Origin of the sequence: Methanosarcina sp., assembly GCF_035390745.1 — an archaeon.
Classification (GTDB): Archaea; Halobacteriota; Methanosarcinia; order Methanosarcinales; family Methanosarcinaceae; genus Methanosarcina.
Genome location: NZ_DAOOUJ010000003.1, coordinates 97,649 through 117,092, shown reverse-complemented (window position 1 = coordinate 117,092; position 19,444 = coordinate 97,649). Strand labels below are relative to the sequence as shown.

The window sequence follows — 19,444 nt, the reverse complement described above, 5'->3', positions numbered from 1 at the left end:
CAGATGAGAAAATGTCAAAATATTATGTGGAATAATTAAATGGTCAGGACACTACTCTGTGAGCGGGCTTCAGGGTGGATTCTGGTAAGAACCCTCCTCGAACATCATTTTATTTAATATTTTCAATATATTCATATGCAGCTGTGGCTGCAATTGCTCCATCTCTTACTGCTGCTACAAGCTGCCAGATCGGAGTATCACGGCAATCTCCTGCGGCATAAATTCCTTTTTCGGAGGTTTCCATCCAGCGGTTTGTCCTGATGAAACCTTCCTCATCTTTCTCCACATTCACGAACCCGGTATTCGGGTTGATTCCTACATAGATAAAAACTCCGTTAGCAGGAAGCTCACGAATTTCTTTGCTGTTGATGTCCTGCAGGATAACTTTTTCTACTTTTTTGACTCCCCCCCTGCTCCCTGCGATTTCCATGACCAGAGTATTTAGCACAAGCTCAATGTTTGAAGTTGCAGCTGCCCTGTCCTGAAGGATCTTTGCAGCTCTTAAATGGTCCCGCCTGTGGACAAGATATACTTTCTGGGCAACTTTTGACAGAAAAAGGGCGTCCGTAACTGCGGAGTTCCCGCCTCCTACAACAACTACGGTTTTGTTCTTGAAAAAAGGTCCGTCGCAAATTGCACAGTAGGAGACTCCCTTGCTGATAAACTCTTTCTCCCCCGGCACGCCAAGATGCTTTGGGTTTGCACCTGTGGCAATGATTACGGCTTTTGCTTCGAGGTCCCCGCTATCGGTTGAAACGATTTTCTTTGTTCCTTCACTCCGGACCGAAAGAGCCTCAGTAATCATGGTTTTCACCCCTGCTTCCCGGGCATGTGTTCTGTATTTTTCCATGAGCTCAAGTCCCGAAATCGATGGAAAACCGGGATAGTTCTCTACAACATCTGCCATAGAGATCTGACCGCTTATCTCGTTCCTTTCAAGAATAATGGTATCAAGCCCGAAGCGCACAGCGTAAATCCCTGCAGCAATGCCTGCAGGGCCCCCTCCTATAATAATCAGGTCATACATATGTTAATCTCCAGAAACAGAAAATCAATCCAACAAAATAAAGTTTCAATTACTTTTGTGTAATATGAGTGATTGCATCAGCTTTCTTTGGAAGTCCCGTAAAAACAGGCTCACCATCTATAAGGGTTGTAGGGACACTGACTATGCCGTGCTTATCTGCTAAAGCCTGCCCCTCCGGGCTCTCCACATCAATTTCTTCATACTCAAAATCGTATTCTGATTTAAGGTCCTTCCAGAACCTGCGTGCCGCCGGGCAGAAAGTACACCAGCTAGCATGAATAAGTGTAACCTTGACCATCAAAAGTCACCTCCAGAAACTATGATTGTAAACCTCGTTTAATCCCGATCCCTTCAGGATGATTCTTGCCCTGTTATCCAACTCCCCGATGTTCAAACGTTACCTCGCTTGGTTTTCGCTTTGAAATTCAGCAACGTTCTTAGGAACTGTGAGGTTGTGGTGACAGCAAAATCTAATATTAGAAACGTTTTGAAGATATTAAATAATTTACAGAATCTATAACGGTTAATAGTTTGGAAGTTGACGCGTATATCCCACGAAGCTAAAGACTTCGGGGTTTTTCGCTTCTTCCTATAAATACGTTGAGCGTATATGTAAATCCAAAAATAAATAGAACCAGAGATTCTTTGATAAGCTGTAGCGCCAAAAGCTTTAATCCAATAAGCTCTTTAAGCGGGTTATGCTCACATTTATAGGGCTGGGCCTTTTTGATGAATACGACATTTCCTTAAAGGGACTTGAAGCTGTTAAGGAAGCTGACCTTGTATACGCTGAGTTTTATACATCCTGTCTCATGGGAACAAACCCTGAGAAAATGGAAAAACTCTACGGAAAGAAGATCCATTTGCTCTCAAGGGAAGATGTGGAACAGCAACCTGACTGGCTCCATAATGCAAAAGACAAAAAAGTTGCTTTCCTTACAGGCGGAGATACAATGGTCTCCACGACTCACGTTGACCTGCGCCTCAGGGCTGAAAAGCTTGGGATAGAGACCCGCCTGATTCACGGGGCATCCATCACATCAGCCGTCTCAGGGCTTACAGGGCTCCAGAACTACCGCTTTGGAAAATCTGCAAGTATCCCCTATCCTTACGAAAGCAGGCGAGGGACAAAAGTCATATCGGAAACCCCTTATGATACCATAAAACAAAACTCTGCGCTTGGGCTTCACACTCTTGTTTTTCTGGATATTGATAAAGACAAAGGGTATATGTCAGTTAACCTTGCCCTTGAACTTCTCCTTGAAGTCGAAAGAAAAAGGGGAGAAGGAGTGATGGAAAAGGCTGTTGCTGTGGGAATAGCAAGGGCAGGCTCAGAAAAACCTGTAGTCAAAGCCGACTATGCAGAAAACCTGAAGGGTTTTGATTTTGGAAATCCTCTTCATATTCTCGTAGTTCCTGGAAAACTGCATTTTCTTGAAGCTGAAGCCCTTGTGAAACTTGCAGACGGGCCTGAAGAAATTATGGAAAACATTGAATAAGACTGTTTAAAGACCAGTTTAATAATAACTGCTAAATAGGCTCTCTGGTGATCAAAAATGCCTGCAGATTTGAATGAAAAGGTTAACCGGTACGAGGATATGTTGAAAAGAGCACTGCAGAAAGCAAAGTACGCCCCAATCCCTGAATCCCACATGCATGCGGTAGCAGAGGATTATTACACAATGGCAGAAGCTTACTATAAAGATGGAGTTTATTTTCTTGAAAACGGGGACCCTGTAAATGCCCTGGCATCCTTCAGTTACGGGCATGCCTGGCTTGATGCAGGGGCAAAACTTGGGGTTTTTTCGGTGGACGATGAAACCCTTTTTACAATATAAATAGGGAAGATTTATGATGAGATATTAAAACTTATATGCCAGATTAATAATCCAAAAGATTAAACTGAAAAACCATATAATACGTAAAACTTATAAATACAAATACGTATTCGAAGCCGAAATAATTTATGTACTTTACTCTATTCTTAAGGTTTCAGTAATTTTTCCCCACAGGGAATAATCTAAAAACGTATACTATAACTACGGTGGACAATTATGAAGAACTTTCATGTGGTACTTGAAGCAGCTTGGTTGGTTAGAGATGTAAAAACGGCTGATGATGCAATAGGGGTTGCGATTTCTGAGGCTGGGAAACGCCTGAACCCCAAACTTGATTTTGTAGAGGTGGATGTGGGAACCACATCCTGCCCGGCATGTGGTGAGCCTTTCAGCAGTGTTTTCATAGCAGCAAACACCGCACTTGTAGGGCTTATTTTTGAAATGAAGGTTTTTGATGCCGAATCTGCAGAACATGCAGAAAGGATCGCAAAATCTGTAATAGGAAAATCTCTCCGCGATGTTCCGCTGACAGTTGTCGAAGTCACCGAATTTGAGAGGTCCGGAGAAAAAGGCGAGAAGCAGCAAAAAGGCAAGGCAAATAAATAAACAGTTTTCCTTCCTAAAATATGTTGAAATGCCAGGCAGAGGAAGGAGGATCTTTACTACTTCTTATACAGGCAGCTTCGCATAGCCAGAACTCAATAAATCTCTACTGTGATAAAGAGAATCTGCCCTGATATCTGCCGTGGCAATAACGGATAAAATCAGTAGTTTTATCTTTCTCTGAGTTTTTACTCCATTTATCTTTTAAGAATATATTCAATCCTAAAAAACAAATTCCTGGGCCTCTCCCAGACCCGAAAAAGAGGAAACTGCATGGACAGAATAATCTCCGTTGTGGGGCATACTGCCCTTGATTATATCGTGGACGTTGAAAATATCGCAGGAAAAAACGAGTCTTCCCCTGTAATTGACTATGAAGAATATCCCGGGGGAGGGGCTGCAAACATTGCAGTTGCCATTGCAAAGCTGGGAGGAAAAAGCCAGCTGATATCTCCTGTTGGCACAGATTTTTCAAGCTCGGGATATGAGAAGCTTCTTAAGGATGCAGGCGTTGATCTCTCCCGCCTTTATGTTATTGAAGACCAGAAAATCTCCAAGGCTTTCATTTTTACGGACAGGGAAGATAACCAGACTACCTATTTTTACTGGGGAGCCTCCTCAAAATTCAAAGAGCTGGAACCTGAGCCTGCAGATTTTGTCCATCTTGCAACGGCAGATTGTGTCTACAATGCAAAGATAGCACAGGTCTCAGGTTTTGTATCCTTTGATCCCGGGCAGGATCTTGTCACTTATTCAAAGGAAAATCTTGAGATAATTCTTTCTCATACTGATATCCTCTTTGCAAACAGGCATGAAATCAGGCGGGTATCAGAAATGACCGGAATGAGCTTTTCCGAACTCAAGGCCATGATTGATGTTATTGTTGTTACTTACGATTCCGAAGGCAGCAGGATCTACAGGGGCGGTGAAGAATGGGCAATTCCTGTAGTTTCCGTAAAAGCTTTAGACCCCACAGGAGCAGGAGACGCTTACAGGGCAGGCTTTTTGCTGGCGTACACAAGAGGTTATTCCCTTCCCACCTGCGGAAAAATCGGGTCAACTGTAGCTTCTTTTGCCGTACAGACAAAGGGCTGCCAGACCGGTCTTCCTTCCTGGGATGAAATGAAATCCCGATATGAAGCCAATTTTGGAACGCTGGAGGAAGAAATCTGAACCTGCAAAAATACTTGAAGTGGGCTGCTGAGAAAGGAAAGACATATAAAATATTATAATGATCCACACACTATAATTCCCGAATTACCTGGAAGTACGAATAAATATAATTAAGGAAGAGGATGCAGATGAAACTCGCAGCACTGGTTTCTGGCGGCAAGGACTCGATCTTTGCTATCCAAAAAGCCCTTGAAGAGGGACATGAGGTCACCCACCTCATTAATATAATCCCTGCAAGGGACGACTCCTACATGTACCACTCAATTAACCTTCACATGGTAGAACTGATTTCTGCCGCCAGTGAAATCCCGCTGATCCAGCAGCAGTCCAGTGGAATCAAAGAGCTTGAGCTGGATGACCTTGCCCTTGCCCTGAGAAAAGTGAACGTTGATGGGGTATCTGTAGGTGCTATTGAGTCACAGTACCAGGCAAACAGGGTACAGAAGATCTGTGATTCCCTCGGGCTCAAAGTCTATGCTCCCCTCTGGCACCGGGATCCTGAAGAACTTCTGACCGAGATGTCAAAAGTTCTCGATATAAGGATTGTGCGGGTTGCAGCCGATGGTCTGGACAGGTCCTGGCTTGGGCGCCCTATTAATGTAAATTCAATTGAAAACCTCAAAGCCCTTAACCGCAGGCGTATGGTCCATATGGCAGGGGAAGGCGGAGAGTATGAGACTGTAGTCCTTGACGCTCCTTTCTTCAAAAAGCGCATAGAAATTGTGAAAAGTGAAATTGAATGGGAAGGCGACACCGGCTCATTAAAGATCCTTGATGCAAGACTGGTCGACAAAAACTGATTTTTGTATGAACTGATTTCTGGTCGTGTACGTGAGTTATTGACCAATCCTGAAAAAGCAGGTACATACATCTTATTTGAGGAAAATGCAGAGAGAGTCCATATTTTTTTCAATAACTCACATCTACTACCTGATTCAATAGTAATTTAATAGATTTATCTTGAACTAATAGCCTTTACAGGATCAAGTTTTGCTGCCTGCTGGGCAGGATAGATCCCGGCAATAAGGTTCAGCAGAAAAACTACAACAATTATGAAAATGACGTCCTGGGGACGGATAACGGCGGGAATGGTTGTAAGTCCGCCATGGATGGGGGCTGGAGTTTCGTATTCGCCGATCAAAAAGGCGATGACGATACCGGAAAAGGTACCTATGAGAGCACCCAGTAGACCAAGAATACCGCTCTGAAGAATAAAAATTGTCCGGATACCTGAAATAGTGGCACCCATAGCGCGGAGCATACCAATCTGGCTTATTGCACCGATAACCGAGAGATTCAGAGTGCTGACCACGCCAAAAGAAGCGATTACGATAATAAGACCAAATAAAACTTTATTGGATGTACTTTCAATGGCAATAGTCCGAAGTATCTCTGGATTTGTCTCGCTCCAGCCTTTTGCCTTATAGCCTGTATTTTCAATTTCGGCAGCAACTTCCCTATCCCTGTAAAAATTCTCAAGCCTTATCGAAAGCCCATTAATCACATCCGGAACATCGTAGAACTCCTGCGCAGTACTCAGGGAGGTATAAGTAAGTGATTCATCCATAGGAGAGCCTGTATAAAAGATCCCGACAACTTTCAGGGACAAAGGATTTGCGTTGGGAAAAGACACTTCGACAGAATCTCCCAGATTAACCTCAAGCTTATCTGCAAGCTTCGAGCCAATTACCACCGTGTTTTTCGAATATTCAAGTTCCCTGAAATCTCCTTCTACTATATCGTCTTCAATATCGATGATATTATTTTCCTGTAAAGGAAGAATGCCTTTCATCTCGGCGTTACGGGAATTTGTCTTGAACCTGAAAGAAGCTGTTCCAGTAAAAAAAGGAGAAACTGCAGAAACGCCCTCGATTTTGTCGATCCTGTCAATAAGGGTTCTGTAAAGGTAAATATAGTCTTCACCTTCCTGCGGCGAGACAGAAACGTGAGGAATCTTATTGACGGTAGTGTCATAGAGCTCACCTGTGAAACCAACAATAAGCGCCTGGGAAACAGTAAGTACCATCACTGCAAGAGCTATAGCTCCAACCGAAAGAATTGTCTGGAATTTTCTTGCCCGAATCTGCCTGAAAGAGATAAATAGTTCGTAGCGCATGAGTTCACAGATCTGTTTCTAAGTTTTTCCAGTTACCGTTAATTTGCATTTTCTCTTTGAACTTTAGGTTTCTTTGAATTTATTACTAAGGAAGCGAGAGGATCACGAATGCCCTGACCTTCAGGTAGTGATGAAGTGAACCACGCTGGTTTTTTTGTTTAGTAAATATCTCTATATCATTACTTCTTTGTAAAATGAGGTTTTTTAGCACCATATTCACCGGCGGTGCCAGACACCTATGGTCAGGATATGACAAACGTTGGAATTGCGTGTTTTTAACCATGGCTAAGGTTAGATTACCTGCTACATCGCTTTGGTGCCTAAGCATCTATTTTACAATAAGCGAATTAAAAAGGATTTCGAGTTGAGGTCGTGTCAATAATTCTTATCTCACCTGCTTGTTTTCCCTGATATTACTTTATCCAGCACTTAATTGCAGATGAATACAATAAAAATGTCCTTAATCCCAACAGCATTTCCAAAATTTTATATATTAAAATTTATATTATTATATCGGGCATCTGAGGAGAAAAAGCTTTTCTTGCTGTAAACCTCAGCCAACTCTTTTATCCCATATCCCACACTCCCATTACTCAGATGCCCTATCCCCAATTCAATTCCTCATTTTTTAGAATCACTATGCTAAAAGCAAAAGGGTAAAACATGGAAAAAAATTTAAAAATATGAAAAAATATTTTGGAAATTTAACTCCTGAGTAAACAAATCAAAAACTGAGTTCTAGCGCTTTCAAGGATTTTCAATTAAATCCAGAATTCTCAGGGCAAGGTATGCCCCATTTGCCCCGTTGTCAATTCCTACACTGCCTACAGGAACTCCAGGGGGCATCTGGGCTATGGAAAGAAGGGCGTCAAGCCCGCCAAGTTTTGCGCTTACAGGCACACCTATTACAGGCTTTTTCGTCTTGGAGGCAACTACCCCCGGGAGGGCTGCTGATAGACCTGCTATAGTGATAAAGACTTTTGCGTCTGTATTTGAGATATAGCTGTCAAGCTCTTCAGGGTTTCTGTGGGCAGAAATGACCATCACTTCATAAGTGTACCTGGTTTTTTCAATTACCGAAACAGCGCGGTTGGCGATTGCCCTGTCAGACTCAGAGCCCATAATCAGTGAAATATCAACCATTTTTTACTCCTTTGAGGCAGGTCAGGGCAGATTTCCCTTTCCACTTAACTCGTTCTGGCGTTCGATACTCATCCTGATAAGAATTTCAAAAATTTCCTTTATCGATCCCACATCAAGGTTGAGCTCGGTTGCAGTATTCAATGCCCTGTTGATTACAACCTCATTTTGCTTACGGTCATTTATGGAAGTTCCATTTATTCTTTTTGATTCAAGCACTTTTTCAGCAAGGTTAACCCTTTTATCAATAAGGGAAAGGATTTCCCTGTCAATTTCCTCTATTTCTTTGCGGACGGCTTCAAGTTCACTCAAGAGGACCCCTCCCTGTTAAAGGATATTGCGCCACTGTTATTTATACTGGTTTCTATGACCTTTCCTTCCATACCGCAGCTTTCCCAGGCGGACTTAAGTTCTTTTATCTGCTCGGCTTTTACCAGGGCTGCGTAAGAAGGGCCTGTTCCTGAAAGGCTGACTCCTTTTACTCCGCATTCCAGAGCCCTGAGCATGTATTCAGTGTCAAACCCGAGGGCTCCGCAGTAGAGAAAGCCGTTAAGCGTCATTGCGCGTTCGTACTCTCCCGCGAGAGCAAGATCGTATGCCATCTCCACATATGGGGCGATCAGCCTTGAACGCTTTACGTTAGTATCCGCACTGAAAGCCTTTTTAGCCGGAGCAAATATAAGGACTTTCGAATCGGCTTCTTCGCGTTTGACAAGTTCCATTTTTCGGTTATCGGTGATTACAATTCCACCCAGAAAGGAGGCGCAGGCGTCATCAAAAGCTCCTGTTACCGTAACTCCTACTTCCTTTGCAGCTTTTACACCCAGTTTTACGATCTCAAGAGGTGGCATTGTTTCCCCGATTGCCCGGAGGGTTGCAAGGACTGAAGCGTTTGCTGCAGCACTGCTACTCTTGAGCCCGCCTGCAAGGGGGATTTCACTCTCAGTCTTTACCGTTCCTCCTAGTTCCAGCCCGAATCGGTCAAGGACGAGTTCAACGCAACGTTCTATAAGGCGAGTATCTCCTTCAGGCATCTCCTCTATTGAGCCAGTAATTGCAGATTCACCTTCCGAGAGTTTTACCTTTGCAAAAGTCTTTAAATCAATTCCGAATGCTGCACCTTTCCAGGTAGCTATGGCGTTTATTATGGTTCCAGCTCCGAAAGCACAGGCATGCCCTTCAAGTGTCATTAAGTCCAGAATGCTCTGCTCTTTAATATTTTTTACCTATATTACGGGCAGATAGTGAGGTTTAAATAGATGACTCCGGATTTATTCCTCAAAAAAGAATACTTATCGAGATATAAATAGTAAAGCCGAATAGTATATACATTATACCCACATCTAAACACTATAAATATTTCACATATTAAGTAAGTATCATCCAATTTCCAGGCAGGTCCTGAGCAAGCAAAAACGGGGAATCCATATAGAGACCAGAAAAGTACAGCAGACAGGCGGATCCACTTATATTATTTCCCTCCCGAAACAGTGGGCTGAAAAAGTGGGAATCGAAACAGGGACAAGAGTTTCCATTCAGGCTCAGCCAGACGGAAAGCTGTTAATCGATCCTATCCTTGAAGGACGCACAATAAAAACAAAAAGAATTGACGTTACGGGCTATGAAGCGAAAGCTCTCGAAAGAGATATTATTGCTGCATATCTCTATGGTTATGACAGGATGGAGTTTACCTCAAAAAGAATACTTGCCGAACAAAAACAGGTCATAAGGAAGGTCTGTTACAAGCTTATAGGGCCTGAAATCATTGAGGAAAGTTCCAATTGCGTTGTCATTCAGGACCTTCTCAATCCCAATGAGCTCCATATAAAAAAAGGTATACACAGGATGTTTCTGATTACGGTTTCCATGCAAAAAGATGCCATAAGGGCCCTCAAAACTGGCGATCACGACCTTGCTCTTGATGTAACTCAGAGGGATGACGAGGTTGACAGGTTATGCCTCCTTATTTCCAAGCAGTTCCGTTCAATTCTCTGCGGAGGAAGAATGCCAGACTCCTCGGAAACAAGTATAGAGGAATATCATGACTTTAGAATGGCGGCAGGTCCTATTGAAAGGATTGCGGACCACTCTCAGAGGATAGCAACCGTTGCATCAGAAATGCAGGAACCTGTCAGAGAAGATGTTATGAAAGTCATAGAGGGGCTCAGCAGTACTTATATGGAACTGGTTGAAAAGGCAGTGGACGCCCTTTATAATTCTGATACCTCACTTGCTAACCAGGTAATAGACAGTATAGACAGCGTGCATTCACGCGTGGCGGAACTGCGTGCATCCATTCTTAAGCTTGAGTCTCATGAAACTATGATATCTCTCGGGACTATAGTAGATAGTCTCTCAAGAATAGGGGATCTTGGCTCTAACATAGCTGAAATAGCTATTAATTCTGCAATAAAGGACAAATAAATGTTATTTGAAATAAATCCGGGAGACCTGTTGTATCTGCTGATCTTACTTAAAAGCAACAAATGTAGAGTCTTCAGTTTTTCTGTCCTGCGCTGCAAGGCTTTAGCAAGTATGCAATCAGGATAAAATATCCATAAGCTCCTTAAGAGAAATCGGTATTTGTAACAAAAACATCTTGAGTATAAATTACGTCTCCAGCCGGGAAAGCATTTTTTATCTAATAATATCTTGTGCTCCATCCTGTTTTTAAAACCCGTAAGTAGAGAGATTCCCTTGTATTAATGAATACTCTACTTTCAAAGAAAATATATAATTAATTCTTAACATTATGAGACAAAAATAGCATTATATATAATTTTTCCAGATAAGCAAGTAAATATACAATTCACACTATAAAAAAGAGTAAATAGTCAATATAGAATTTCATACCGATCAAAATGTCTGGAGGGACTCTATAGAAATCATTCTCAGGGCTACTTTTGAAATACTGGGCAGAGTAACAGATCAAAACTGGTGCATAAATGCGGTGAGTCAGATAAGGGACTGAGGTTCAGCAGGTCAGGTTTTTGGGATCATGGTAACAGGAGGGCCGCAAGAGTATTAAGGGAATGAAGACTGCAAAACCCTTAACAGGATAATTATTATTTATATTTTTAAGGTATGATGAATAAAAATAGGAAAAGATATAAAGGAAAGTACAGAAAATCTGTAAAAACATGAAAATTTAATGTAACTGAGTTACAGACAGACTGAATATTTTCATTATAAAAAAACTTTTTGCTAAACATATTCGGGGATCAGGCGATAAGAAGTAATTTATTTATATTCTGGTGTTATTTCACGCAGGCACTTTCTATTTTTTACGTAGAAAGGGCCTATGTTTGCTATTTATTCCAGGTATACTAAAAAGGAGAAGTCAGTATCTCCAATTTCCTGATTCCCACAGCTCAACAAGTGGAAATTATTTATATGCTATGATCAATTAAATAAAAAGGTCACGAAAACACCAGTAACCCATACAGGAAAGCAATCCGAGAAATCCTTTGGTGTTATGCTTTTCCCAATGGAGGGAAGCCATGAATATGATAAAACGATTTAAGGTAAGCTTTTCAAAAATATTCAATAAACTGTTCAAGAAAAAAGGAGCATGTATCGGCATATACGGCCCACCAAATGCCGGCAAGACAACCCTCAGTAACCGTATCCTTAAAGACTGGGTCGGCAGTGAGGAAACCATGGGATCGGTTTCACACATTGCCCACGAAACCAGGCATGCAAAAAGGAGAAACGGAGTTACTATCGAGACTAATGGGCATACTATCAGCCTCGATATTGTAGATACCCCCGGGCTTGCAACCAAGATCGATTTCCACGACTTTATGGAACAGGGAATGAGTGATGTTGAGTCAAAGAAAAGATCCAAAGAAGCAACAGAGGGTGTAATTGAGGCTGTCAAATGGCTGGATGACCTTGACGGAGTCATACTGGTTATGGATTCCACGGAAAACCCCTATACTCAGGTTAATGTAACTGTTATAGGAAACATGGAAGCTAGAAACCTTCCGCTTCTCATAGTAGCAAATAAGGTAGACCTGCCTAATGCTGACCCGGGAGTTATAAAGGAAGCCTTCCCCCAGCACCCCATGGTTCCTGTCTCGGCGCTCGAAGGAGTGGGAATGGACTCATTCTATGAAGCTCTGGCAAAACAGTTCGGGTGATCCAAATGCAGGGAATCCAACTTGATCTTGTATCCGAAGCCAAGATTTCTCAAATGGCTTCCATGGAAAAAGTCCGGTATATAATCGATGAGGTGCGAAAAGGCAAGATCCTTGTGCTTGAAAAGGGTCTCAACCCTATGGAGGAAGCCAAACTCATTGAAATGACCATGTCAGCAATTCAGCCTGACGTGTTTTCAGGAATAGAGATGCAGAGCTACCCTGCAAATGCGGACGCCTCTTTGCTGGGGAAGATTTTCAAAAAACAGAACAGCAAGAGACTTACGGTTATAGGGCCTGCAAACCAGCTCAAAACCCTTAAAAAAGATAGGAATTTGATAAGTGCACTTGTCTCTGCAAGTAAGTAAACGAAGTGGAAACAATGTGTGCCCAAAAGACCCAAGACCTGGAAGCAAAATTATCACCTCCCCAGTCCCTAGGCTCCTTTGAGATGGGCAGGAACGATGTTGACGTAGTCTGTACCTACGGAAAAATCGCAGTATGGTTCGGACGGAAAGTTCCTGATTATATCATAGCGCAGGTACTCATTGGGATTTCAAAGGTAGATCCCTCTGCAGTTCATGAATTTGAGATTATCTGCGACTTTGATGAGATCACGGAGTATGAAAGCAAAGGATATATCCTTGTATCCTATGGTAAAACCGCCGGCGGTTATCGTGTAAATTACAGCATTCCGTTTTCTAACAAAAAAGCTCTTTTCCATTTGTCCAAGTTCGTACTCGAAGAACTCCAGAAGGGGGAAGTGCGGAAGGATTTCTACTGGAATGGAAGTGACTGCGATATACAGAGGCTTTACCATGAGTTCAGAAACAATATCGAGAGCTGGGAATTAAAAGCTATTAATTATAAGACAGAGCTGCAAACAAGCCGATAATGGGCAGGCACAACAGCAGGATAAAGTGAAAGCTTCAAGGTTTTTTCCTGAAATCTCTACCAATAAGTTTAAGAAAATGAAAAAAGGTTATCTGGACGGGATTTCAGGAAATTATAGTCTCAGTAGTTAAGTCGTGCTGTGCAGTTGATCTCAGAAACTCCGCCAGTTTTTCGAGATGCCATTGTCTTGAGATTATTTTTTTTAGTTATCCGGTAGAAGTAAATAAAAAGTTAATAATTATTAGTTATTGAGAATTCAACTCAATGTTTTTTGGAGAACTTATATGATAGAATATCAGGTAAAGGACTGCAAAGATGTAATGTCGTCAATTGAATTTATCGTGGACAACATAAACGAGGTGATGAAGCTACTTGATCGTGAAGATATAAAAAACATGCTTCAGAAAAACATGATAAAATATCAGGTAAAAGACTGCGAAGATGTAATATCATCGATGGAATTTATCATGGACAACATCAACGAGGTGGTGAAGCTACTTGACCGTGAAGATATAAAAAACATGCTTCAGAAAAACATGATAAAATATCAGGTAAAAGACTGCAAAGATGTAATGTCGTCAATGGAATTTATCGTGGAAAACATAAAAGAGGTGATTGAGCTACTTGACCGTGAAGCCATAAAAAACATGCTTCAGAAAATCCTGGATGGGGAAAGAATTTTTGTTATGGGGGCGGGACGGTCAGGGCTGGTTGCCAAAGCTTTTGCAATGAGGCTGATGCATCTCGGATTCACAGTGTATGTTGTGGGAGAAACCACTACGCCTGCTGTCGGAAAAAATGATGTCGTTATTGCCATTTCGGGGTCTGGCGAAACTCGTTCTATTGCAGATCTGGGAGAAATAGTGAAAGGTATTGGCTCGACCCTTATCACTGTCACCTCCAAAAAGGATTCGACACTCGGAAGAATTTCTGATATTGTCATGGTTCTGCCAAGCAAGACCAAAAACGATCAAGATGCAGGGGGCTCCCTTGAGAAAAATATGAGAGGAGAGTACAAGAACTTGCCTCCACTGGGCACTGCTTTTGAAATTACTTCACTTGTCTTCCTGGACTCAGTAATTGCCGAGCTGATAACCATTAAAGGCGTTTCGGAAGCAGATCTCAAGAAAATGCATACAAATGTCGAATAACGGGCTGAATATTGAATTACGGCTTTAAATTTCCTTAACGCAGCCGGCTAATTTAAGATCAAGCAAAATTCAGAGGATACAATTTTCAGGGACGTAAGGAGGGCACAACTTGAAGGAAATTAAATTTTCAGAGAACGTATCCCGGATAGACACATCCGGAATCAGAAAGATTTTCGAAGCTGCAGGCTCAAATGCCATAAATCTCGGACTGGGGCAGCCTGATTTTGATACTCCTCAACACATAAAAGCTGCAGCGATCAAAGCCATAAATGAAGGCTTTACTGGTTATACGGTAGGTCCCGGAATCCCTGAACTGAGGGAAGCCCTGAGCCATAAGTTTCAGGAGGAAAACGGGTTTTCTGTCTCGCCTCAGGAAATAATTGTGACCTCGGGGGCATCTGAAGCTCTTACCATTGCCCTTGCAGCCCTCCTGAACAGGGGAGATGAAGTTCTTATTTCAAATCCCGGATTTGTATCCTATAATGCCCTGACTGAAATTCTATACGGAAAAGTAGTAAGCGTCCCACTTGGAGAAGACCTTACCATGAAGCCGGATTCCGTGCTTGAGAGAATTACTCCGAAAACAAAAGCTATTATCCTTAACTCTCCATCCAACCCCACAGGAGCTGTCTCAAGCAGGGCAGATATCAGGGCTCTTGCCGAGATTGCAGACGACCACAACATCACCATCATTTCTGATGAGGTTTACGAGTACTTCATTTACGAAGGCGAACATGTTAGCCCTGCCAGCTATTCGGACAATGTGGTCACTGTAAACGCGACTTCAAAAAGCTATTCTATGACAGGCTGGAGACTCGGGTACATGGCGGCAAGAAAAGAGTATATAGCCCAGATGCTCAAAGTGCACCAGTACATACAGGCGTGTGCAAATTCAATTGCCCAGAAGGCTGCTTATGCCGCAGTAATCGGACCAAAAGACTCTGTAAATGCTATGCGTGAAGAGTTCAGAAAACGCAGAGATGTGCTTGTAAAAGGGCTGAACGATCTGGGGATGGAATGCGCCCTTCCTAAAGGAGCTTTCTACGCCTTCCCGAAAGTCGCAAACTCTGCTGAAGTTGCCTCAAAAATGATCTCTAACGGCGTTGTTGTTGTTCCGGGAACAGCCTTCGGAAGCGAGGGTGACGGCTACATAAGAATTTCTTACGCAGCTTCAATGAAGAATATTGAAAAAGCCCTGAGCATCATGGAAAAAGTGCTCTGAGTTTTTTAAAGGGGAGCTCCTTTTTCTCTTCTTTTTTTACATCTTTTCCTGTTTTACTTTTCTTTCTTTGCGTTCTTTTTCCTGTACTTCTTTTGTTTATTCGATTGACCTGTCTCTGAGAAATGCTGTTAACTTTGGGAAAACTTATATTGAGGCACCCAAATACCCTGATACAGAGAAAATTCCACAAAAGTAGTTTCGGAAGAAAGTATGAAAAAGAAATCGTTTTTCTCGCCGCCTGTAAGCAAGAGAACTCTTATGTTTCTATCCATCTTTTTGTTACTTAGCCCTGCTTCCGGTTCGGCAGTCTCATATTCGGACAGATCAGATGGCAGTTTTTACTTCAGTGGAAACACAATAAAAGTTTTTTTGTTAAACACACCAGAAACTCCTGCTTTGCTTTTTACCCCCGAATCTTCATACTCTCTCATCAGCAACAAAGAAAGCAGAAACAAGCATATCGCAATAATGAGTCCTTTCTTAATCTTTACTGCAGGTTTCCTTGCCGGTTTTAATCCCTGCCTGCTCGCAGTAATGGCTTTTCTGGCTTCTGTGACTCTTGCCCAGAAGGGAGGAAAAAAAGAGATGCTCAAAATCACTCTGGGTTTTTCCATTGGGATTTTCACCATGTATATGTTTGCGGGCTTAAGCATTCTGAGCACTGTCAATTTCCTGCCTCAAATTCGGAGTTGCTTTTCAGAAATTGCGGTTCTGATGACTGCACTTCTTGGACTCTGGCACATTTATGATGCTTACTGGCTTAGAAAGCATGCAAAATCCACTTTCAAGACTCCGCAACCCCTGAAGGATTTTATGAGCCGGATGGGCGAAAAAAATCTTCTCCTTCTTTCCTTCCTTGCAGGAGGCATGTTCTCTCTGGTCAAAGCTCCATGTGTCGGAGCAGTCTATCTCTCAATCCTGAGTCTTCTCGCAATGAAAACCGATATCGTAAGAGGAATAGAGTACATGGGAATTTACAATCTCGGGCTCCTTCTGCCTGTAGTGCTTCTTGGACTAGCACTTGCTTTTGGACTGAGCCCGAAAAAAGTAACTGAATTCAGAGAAAGAAAAAGAGTGGGGATAAGGCTTACAACAGGGCTGATACTTATTTCTCTTGCCCTGCTGATGCACTTCAGGATACTCTGAATACAGGCAATCAAAGAGTAGACTCATCAGGTTCTTCTGAAGACGGCTCTCCCAGAGATTTAAGGCGCTTTTCTTCAATCATCTCTAGAAGCCGGTCCATTACCTGTTCAATTCCTTCTCCTGTAATTGTAGACATGTTCAGCTCGACCTCATCCATCTTTGTGAACTCTGGTCTGTCAGCTTTATTGGCAACCACGAGCATGGGAAGGTTAAAATTCTCTCTTATTTCGGCAAGCAGGCGTTTCTGGTCTTTAATTTCATATCCGCAGCTTTCACTGGGGTCAATGATGAACATTACAACGGCATCCAGATAGTGGATTGCAGTAATTGCCTGCCGTTCAATATCGTTTCTCTCAGCCATGGGGCGGTCAAGGAGACCTGGAGTATCCATTACCTGATAGCGGACTCCGTCGCGTATGAAGTGACCTATGGTAACTCCTTTTGTTGTGAAAGGATACGGGGCAATTTCAGGGGTTGCACCGGTAATCTTTGAAACAAAACTTGACTTTCCCACATTGGGATAGCCGGCGATTACAATCGTTGGCTCGTCCTGAACATCAGGGAGCTTCCTGAGGATATTCCTGGCTTCGTTCAGAAACAGGAGGTCCTTATTGATGGAGTTAATTATAGATGCGAGCCTGCCGAATGCTTCTTTTCTTACCGTTTCTGGAGTGTCCGAATCCCGGATTTTTCCCACGTAACTCCTTGCAATCTCATGAATTTTTCTGCTCGCCCAGTCTACTGATGCAAGGGACATCTTGAGTTTTTCTACGCCTACAAGGATATCGGTCAGTTCATAATAGAATCTGGGTAACTGTTCGAAACTTGGGAATCTTCTGACTATGTTTGCAAGGTTATCTGTGAAAATGTTTGCTGCTGTCAATACCATGGACTCGTTGGCTCTGAGACGGCTGTCTCTCCCGTCAATAGTTTTACCGGACATGGCTCTGGCTGCCCGTTTAAATGCTTTATTGGTCAGCTCCTCGGAAGTCGGGACTGTGTGAATTTTTTCAAAGATCATCATTTTCTAACCCTCTGGGGGCTCTTTTAATCTATATAAAGGTTATTTTGGGTGGAGAAGTTTAACAGAAAAATCTAAAAGTCTGCAAGTCAATGTTTCGCAAAAATTGCCGTAATAATAAGCTCTGGTCTTACAGTGTCTCGATATTCGAAATTTTAATATAACTTAAGAATGTTTTACTTCACTTCTTTATATATAGATTTGAAGCAGCACCTGATATCTGTAAAATTACTGTTTAATTTTACTTATGTCAATTAGATTTTCAATTGCATTCTTAATAAGCAAATTATAATTATAGTTCTCAGAAGATTAATCACAAATTATTATAATAAACTAAATACGAATATAAAATCAGCTGGATTTCTGAGAAGAACCGGACTTTATTTATATTTGTAATTATAATTTGTATTAGGTATTTGTAATCATTAATTATGGCAAATTAAGGGCTGCACTATTTTCGATGTATAGGTATTATACATCATCCTGATACAAGGTATATGAAATTGATGGTGATATTATGGAACTCACTCCGATTCAAAAAGACATTATCATTGCATTAATCAATCTTCAGCGGCAGAAAGACAGGGCAATTAAAGGTGAAGAGATTGCCGAAGTTATCCAGAGAAACCCCGGAACTGTCCGCAACCAGATGCAGTTATTAAAAGCTCTCGCACTGGTTGAAGGTGTACCCGGACCAAAGGGGGGATATAAACCAACAGGGGCAGCGTATGATGCTTTACGCATCCAGCAGTTGAAAAATGAATCCGTGGTTCCCCTTTACAGGAATAACGTAATAGTCAACGGGGCAACAGCTGCAGAAATCAGCTTTACTACTGTCAGGAATCCCGATGCCTGTAATGGAGTAGTAAGGGTAATAGGAAATATCAAAGACTTTGTAATGGACGACAAGCTTCAGGTAGGTCCAACACCTGTAAACCGCCTCATTGTCCGTGGAGAGGTTACTGGAAGGGACGACACCAACAACTCAATCCTTTTTAACATTACAGAGATGATCTCTCTTCCCAAAAAACACGTCAAACATTATATGAAGTACCCTCCGCTCCTTGTGAACCTTAACGCCAGCATCCAGGAAGCTACAAGGCTTTTTATCCGGAATAATGTACACGGAGCCCCAGTGGAAGATAAAGGGAAAATTGTAGGAATAATAACTTATACCGATATTGCACATGCAATTGCCCAGGGAAAACCCAACGTAAAGGTCAAAGATATAATGACAAAAGAGCTGATAACTGTTGACGGAGACATGCAGCTCTATGACGTCGTAAAACTCTTCCACAAATACAATGTAGGAAGGCTTATCGTGACAATTAACGGAGTTCCCAAAGGGACCCTGTCAAAAACCGATGTGCTGAACGAACTTGCAGTTTATTGAAAATACGGATGATCGAAAATAAAAGGATTATCAGGGAATAAAAGATAGAAGGACAGAATTTTCGAGTTTTTAAACCCTTCAACTCTACTTAAAGTTCCCTTTTATTTCATTAAATATTAATTAGAAGTCATTCAGCGTTTATAGGATAAGAATTACTTTCGTTTTAGAGTTGATTTCGTTTTAGGATGTTTTATTATATATTATTCAATCTCTTCTCATTTTTTCGTGTCTGGCGCTTAGCTCAGCTGCGATTTCATCGAGTGTGACGTTATTTGCTGCAAGCAGTACCAGAAGGTGAAAGATAAGGTCCGAACTCTCCGAGACAATCTCTTTATGGTCTTCGTTCCTGACTGCAAGTATTGTTTCAATGGATTCCTCGCCCACTTTTTCAAGGATTTTGTTCATCCCCTTGCGGTGGTTCAAAAGTTTACAGACATACGAGTTCTCATCAAAATTCTCTTTTCTGTCCAGGATGATCTCATACACCCTGTTTAATATGGATAGGTCAGCCTCCGGCACTATAACACCTTTTTAATATAACTAATAAGTCATTGAATCTAAGTATGAAAAATTAAAAAGAA

Annotated in this window: 21 protein-coding genes; 13 read left to right on the top strand and 8 right to left on the bottom strand. The window is 42.0% G+C overall.

Annotation, left to right across the window (positions count from 1 at the left end; all coding sequences use genetic code 11):
• Positions 1-109: 109 nt before the first annotated feature.
• Together trxB and PLL47_RS01985 are read right to left on the bottom strand one after the other, a co-directional pair.
• Positions 110-1,027: a thioredoxin-disulfide reductase gene (trxB, locus tag PLL47_RS01990; protein ID WP_324444215.1), complete on the bottom strand. Its 918-nt coding sequence runs from the start codon at positions 1,025-1,027 to the stop codon at positions 110-112.
• A gap of 49 nt (positions 1,028-1,076) precedes the next feature.
• Positions 1,077-1,325 (bottom strand): glutaredoxin family protein, encoded by a 249-nt coding sequence (locus tag PLL47_RS01985; RefSeq protein WP_324444213.1) that lies wholly within the window; start codon positions 1,323-1,325, stop codon positions 1,077-1,079.
• A 400-nt stretch (positions 1,326-1,725) separates the two neighbouring features.
• Here PLL47_RS01985 and dph5 point away from each other — a divergent pair, with 400 nt between their 5' ends.
• From dph5 to PLL47_RS01960, 5 genes are all read left to right on the top strand, one after another.
• The gene (gene dph5 / locus PLL47_RS01980) at positions 1,726-2,526 is read left to right on the top strand and encodes a diphthine synthase (RefSeq protein ID WP_324444211.1); all 801 of its coding nucleotides are present in this window, start codon (positions 1,726-1,728) and stop codon (positions 2,524-2,526) included.
• A gap of 57 nt (positions 2,527-2,583) precedes the next feature.
• Complete coding sequence (locus PLL47_RS01975; RefSeq protein WP_324444209.1) at positions 2,584-2,865, top strand: DUF357 domain-containing protein; 282 nt, start codon at positions 2,584-2,586, stop codon at positions 2,863-2,865.
• Between the two features lie 216 nt (positions 2,866-3,081).
• Positions 3,082-3,471: a DUF555 domain-containing protein gene (locus PLL47_RS01970; RefSeq protein ID WP_324444207.1), complete on the top strand. Its 390-nt coding sequence runs from the start codon at positions 3,082-3,084 to the stop codon at positions 3,469-3,471.
• A gap of 270 nt (positions 3,472-3,741) precedes the next feature.
• On the top strand, positions 3,742-4,641 hold the full coding sequence (locus tag PLL47_RS01965; RefSeq protein ID WP_324444205.1) for a carbohydrate kinase family protein: 900 nt from the start codon (positions 3,742-3,744) through the stop codon (positions 4,639-4,641).
• 128 nt (positions 4,642-4,769) lie between these two features.
• Positions 4,770-5,441, top strand: coding sequence for a diphthine--ammonia ligase (locus tag PLL47_RS01960; RefSeq protein ID WP_324444203.1), 672 nt, complete (start codon positions 4,770-4,772; stop codon positions 5,439-5,441).
• Positions 5,442-5,596: 155 nt separating this feature from the next.
• On the opposite strand, the gene PLL47_RS01955 is transcribed toward PLL47_RS01960, so the two are convergent.
• The 4 genes from PLL47_RS01955 to PLL47_RS01940 all read right to left on the bottom strand — a co-directional run bounded on the left by PLL47_RS01955 (position 5,597) and on the right by PLL47_RS01940 (position 9,087).
• On the bottom strand, positions 5,597-6,757 hold the full coding sequence (locus PLL47_RS01955; RefSeq protein ID WP_324444201.1) for an ABC transporter permease: 1,161 nt from the start codon (positions 6,755-6,757) through the stop codon (positions 5,597-5,599).
• 747 nt (positions 6,758-7,504) lie between these two features.
• On the bottom strand, positions 7,505-7,900 hold the full coding sequence (locus PLL47_RS01950) for a 5-(carboxyamino)imidazole ribonucleotide mutase (RefSeq protein WP_324444199.1): 396 nt from the start codon (positions 7,898-7,900) through the stop codon (positions 7,505-7,507).
• A 21-nt stretch (positions 7,901-7,921) separates the two neighbouring features.
• On the bottom strand, positions 7,922-8,209 hold the full coding sequence (locus PLL47_RS01945) for a chorismate mutase (protein ID WP_324444197.1): 288 nt from the start codon (positions 8,207-8,209) through the stop codon (positions 7,922-7,924).
• Complete coding sequence (locus PLL47_RS01940) at positions 8,206-9,087, bottom strand: shikimate kinase (protein ID WP_324444195.1); 882 nt, start codon at positions 9,085-9,087, stop codon at positions 8,206-8,208. The genes PLL47_RS01945 and PLL47_RS01940 overlap by 4 nt, the downstream gene beginning before the upstream one ends.
• A 211-nt stretch (positions 9,088-9,298) precedes the next feature.
• Between PLL47_RS01940 and PLL47_RS01935 the strand changes: the two genes are divergently transcribed.
• From PLL47_RS01935 to PLL47_RS01905, 7 genes are all read left to right on the top strand, one after another.
• Positions 9,299-10,321, top strand: coding sequence for a PhoU domain-containing protein (locus tag PLL47_RS01935; RefSeq protein WP_324444225.1), 1,023 nt, complete (start codon positions 9,299-9,301; stop codon positions 10,319-10,321).
• Between the two features lie 1,076 nt (positions 10,322-11,397).
• Complete coding sequence (gene dipA, locus PLL47_RS01930) at positions 11,398-12,039, top strand: divisome-positioning GTPase DipA (protein ID WP_324444193.1); 642 nt, start codon at positions 11,398-11,400, stop codon at positions 12,037-12,039.
• Positions 12,040-12,044: 5 nt separating this feature from the next.
• Positions 12,045-12,404 carry a divisome-positioning protein B gene (gene dipB / locus PLL47_RS01925; RefSeq protein ID WP_324444191.1) on the top strand — a complete coding sequence of 120 codons (360 nt, stop codon included), beginning with the start codon at positions 12,045-12,047 and terminating at the stop codon, positions 12,402-12,404.
• A 14-nt stretch (positions 12,405-12,418) separates the two neighbouring features.
• Entirely contained in the window at positions 12,419-12,931 is a 513-nt protein-coding gene (locus tag PLL47_RS01920) for a hypothetical protein (protein ID WP_324444190.1), read from the top strand.
• 535 nt (positions 12,932-13,466) lie between these two features.
• Positions 13,467-14,081: a 6-phospho-3-hexuloisomerase gene (hxlB, locus tag PLL47_RS01915; RefSeq protein ID WP_324444223.1), complete on the top strand. Its 615-nt coding sequence runs from the start codon at positions 13,467-13,469 to the stop codon at positions 14,079-14,081.
• Positions 14,082-14,190: 109 nt separating this feature from the next.
• Positions 14,191-15,303 (top strand): pyridoxal phosphate-dependent aminotransferase, encoded by a 1,113-nt coding sequence (locus PLL47_RS01910; protein ID WP_324444188.1) that lies wholly within the window; start codon positions 14,191-14,193, stop codon positions 15,301-15,303.
• Between the two features lie 258 nt (positions 15,304-15,561).
• The gene (locus PLL47_RS01905) at positions 15,562-16,449 is read left to right on the top strand and encodes a cytochrome c biogenesis CcdA family protein (protein WP_324444186.1); all 888 of its coding nucleotides are present in this window, start codon (positions 15,562-15,564) and stop codon (positions 16,447-16,449) included.
• A gap of 10 nt (positions 16,450-16,459) precedes the next feature.
• Here PLL47_RS01905 and PLL47_RS01900 read toward each other — a convergent pair whose 3' ends face one another.
• A complete protein-coding gene (locus PLL47_RS01900; protein WP_324444184.1) occupies positions 16,460-17,473 on the bottom strand; it encodes an NOG1 family protein in 1,014 nt (337 codons plus the stop codon).
• 514 nt (positions 17,474-17,987) lie between these two features.
• Here PLL47_RS01900 and PLL47_RS01895 point away from each other — a divergent pair.
• Complete coding sequence (locus PLL47_RS01895) at positions 17,988-18,863, top strand: CBS domain-containing protein (RefSeq protein WP_324444182.1); 876 nt, start codon at positions 17,988-17,990, stop codon at positions 18,861-18,863.
• 204 nt (positions 18,864-19,067) lie between these two features.
• On the opposite strand, the gene hisE is transcribed toward PLL47_RS01895, so the two are convergent.
• Entirely contained in the window at positions 19,068-19,382 is a 315-nt protein-coding gene (gene hisE, locus PLL47_RS01890) for a phosphoribosyl-ATP diphosphatase (RefSeq protein ID WP_324444180.1), read from the bottom strand.
• Between the last annotated feature and the right edge of the window lie 62 nt (positions 19,383-19,444).

What these genes read in the sequence shown, in the direction of transcription:
- PLL47_RS01955 (WP_324444201.1), bottom strand. Translation starts at nt 6,757, where the DNA reads ATGCGCTACGAACTATTTATCTCTTTCAGGCAGATTCGGGCAAGAAAA.
- PLL47_RS01950 (WP_324444199.1), bottom strand. Translation starts at nt 7,900, where the DNA reads ATGGTTGATATTTCACTGATTATGGGCTCTGAGTCTGACAGGGCAATC.
- dph5 (WP_324444211.1), top strand. Translation starts at nt 1,726, where the DNA reads ATGCTCACATTTATAGGGCTGGGCCTTTTTGATGAATACGACATTTCC.
- PLL47_RS01905 (WP_324444186.1), top strand. Translation starts at nt 15,562, where the DNA reads ATGTTTCTATCCATCTTTTTGTTACTTAGCCCTGCTTCCGGTTCGGCA.
- dipB (WP_324444191.1), top strand. Translation starts at nt 12,045, where the DNA reads ATGCAGGGAATCCAACTTGATCTTGTATCCGAAGCCAAGATTTCTCAA.
- PLL47_RS01920 (WP_324444190.1), top strand. Translation starts at nt 12,419, where the DNA reads ATGTGTGCCCAAAAGACCCAAGACCTGGAAGCAAAATTATCACCTCCC.
- trxB (WP_324444215.1), bottom strand. Translation starts at nt 1,027, where the DNA reads ATGTATGACCTGATTATTATAGGAGGGGGCCCTGCAGGCATTGCTGCA.
- PLL47_RS01965 (WP_324444205.1), top strand. Translation starts at nt 3,742, where the DNA reads ATGGACAGAATAATCTCCGTTGTGGGGCATACTGCCCTTGATTATATC.
- hxlB (WP_324444223.1), top strand. Translation starts at nt 13,467, where the DNA reads ATGATAAAATATCAGGTAAAAGACTGCAAAGATGTAATGTCGTCAATG.
- PLL47_RS01985 (WP_324444213.1), bottom strand. Translation starts at nt 1,325, where the DNA reads ATGGTCAAGGTTACACTTATTCATGCTAGCTGGTGTACTTTCTGCCCG.
- PLL47_RS01940 (WP_324444195.1), bottom strand. Translation starts at nt 9,087, where the DNA reads ATGACACTTGAAGGGCATGCCTGTGCTTTCGGAGCTGGAACCATAATA.
- PLL47_RS01960 (WP_324444203.1), top strand. Translation starts at nt 4,770, where the DNA reads ATGAAACTCGCAGCACTGGTTTCTGGCGGCAAGGACTCGATCTTTGCT.
- dipA (WP_324444193.1), top strand. Translation starts at nt 11,398, where the DNA reads ATGAATATGATAAAACGATTTAAGGTAAGCTTTTCAAAAATATTCAAT.
- PLL47_RS01970 (WP_324444207.1), top strand. Translation starts at nt 3,082, where the DNA reads ATGAAGAACTTTCATGTGGTACTTGAAGCAGCTTGGTTGGTTAGAGAT.
- PLL47_RS01975 (WP_324444209.1), top strand. Translation starts at nt 2,584, where the DNA reads ATGCCTGCAGATTTGAATGAAAAGGTTAACCGGTACGAGGATATGTTG.
- PLL47_RS01900 (WP_324444184.1), bottom strand. Translation starts at nt 17,473, where the DNA reads ATGATGATCTTTGAAAAAATTCACACAGTCCCGACTTCCGAGGAGCTG.
- PLL47_RS01895 (WP_324444182.1), top strand. Translation starts at nt 17,988, where the DNA reads ATGGAACTCACTCCGATTCAAAAAGACATTATCATTGCATTAATCAAT.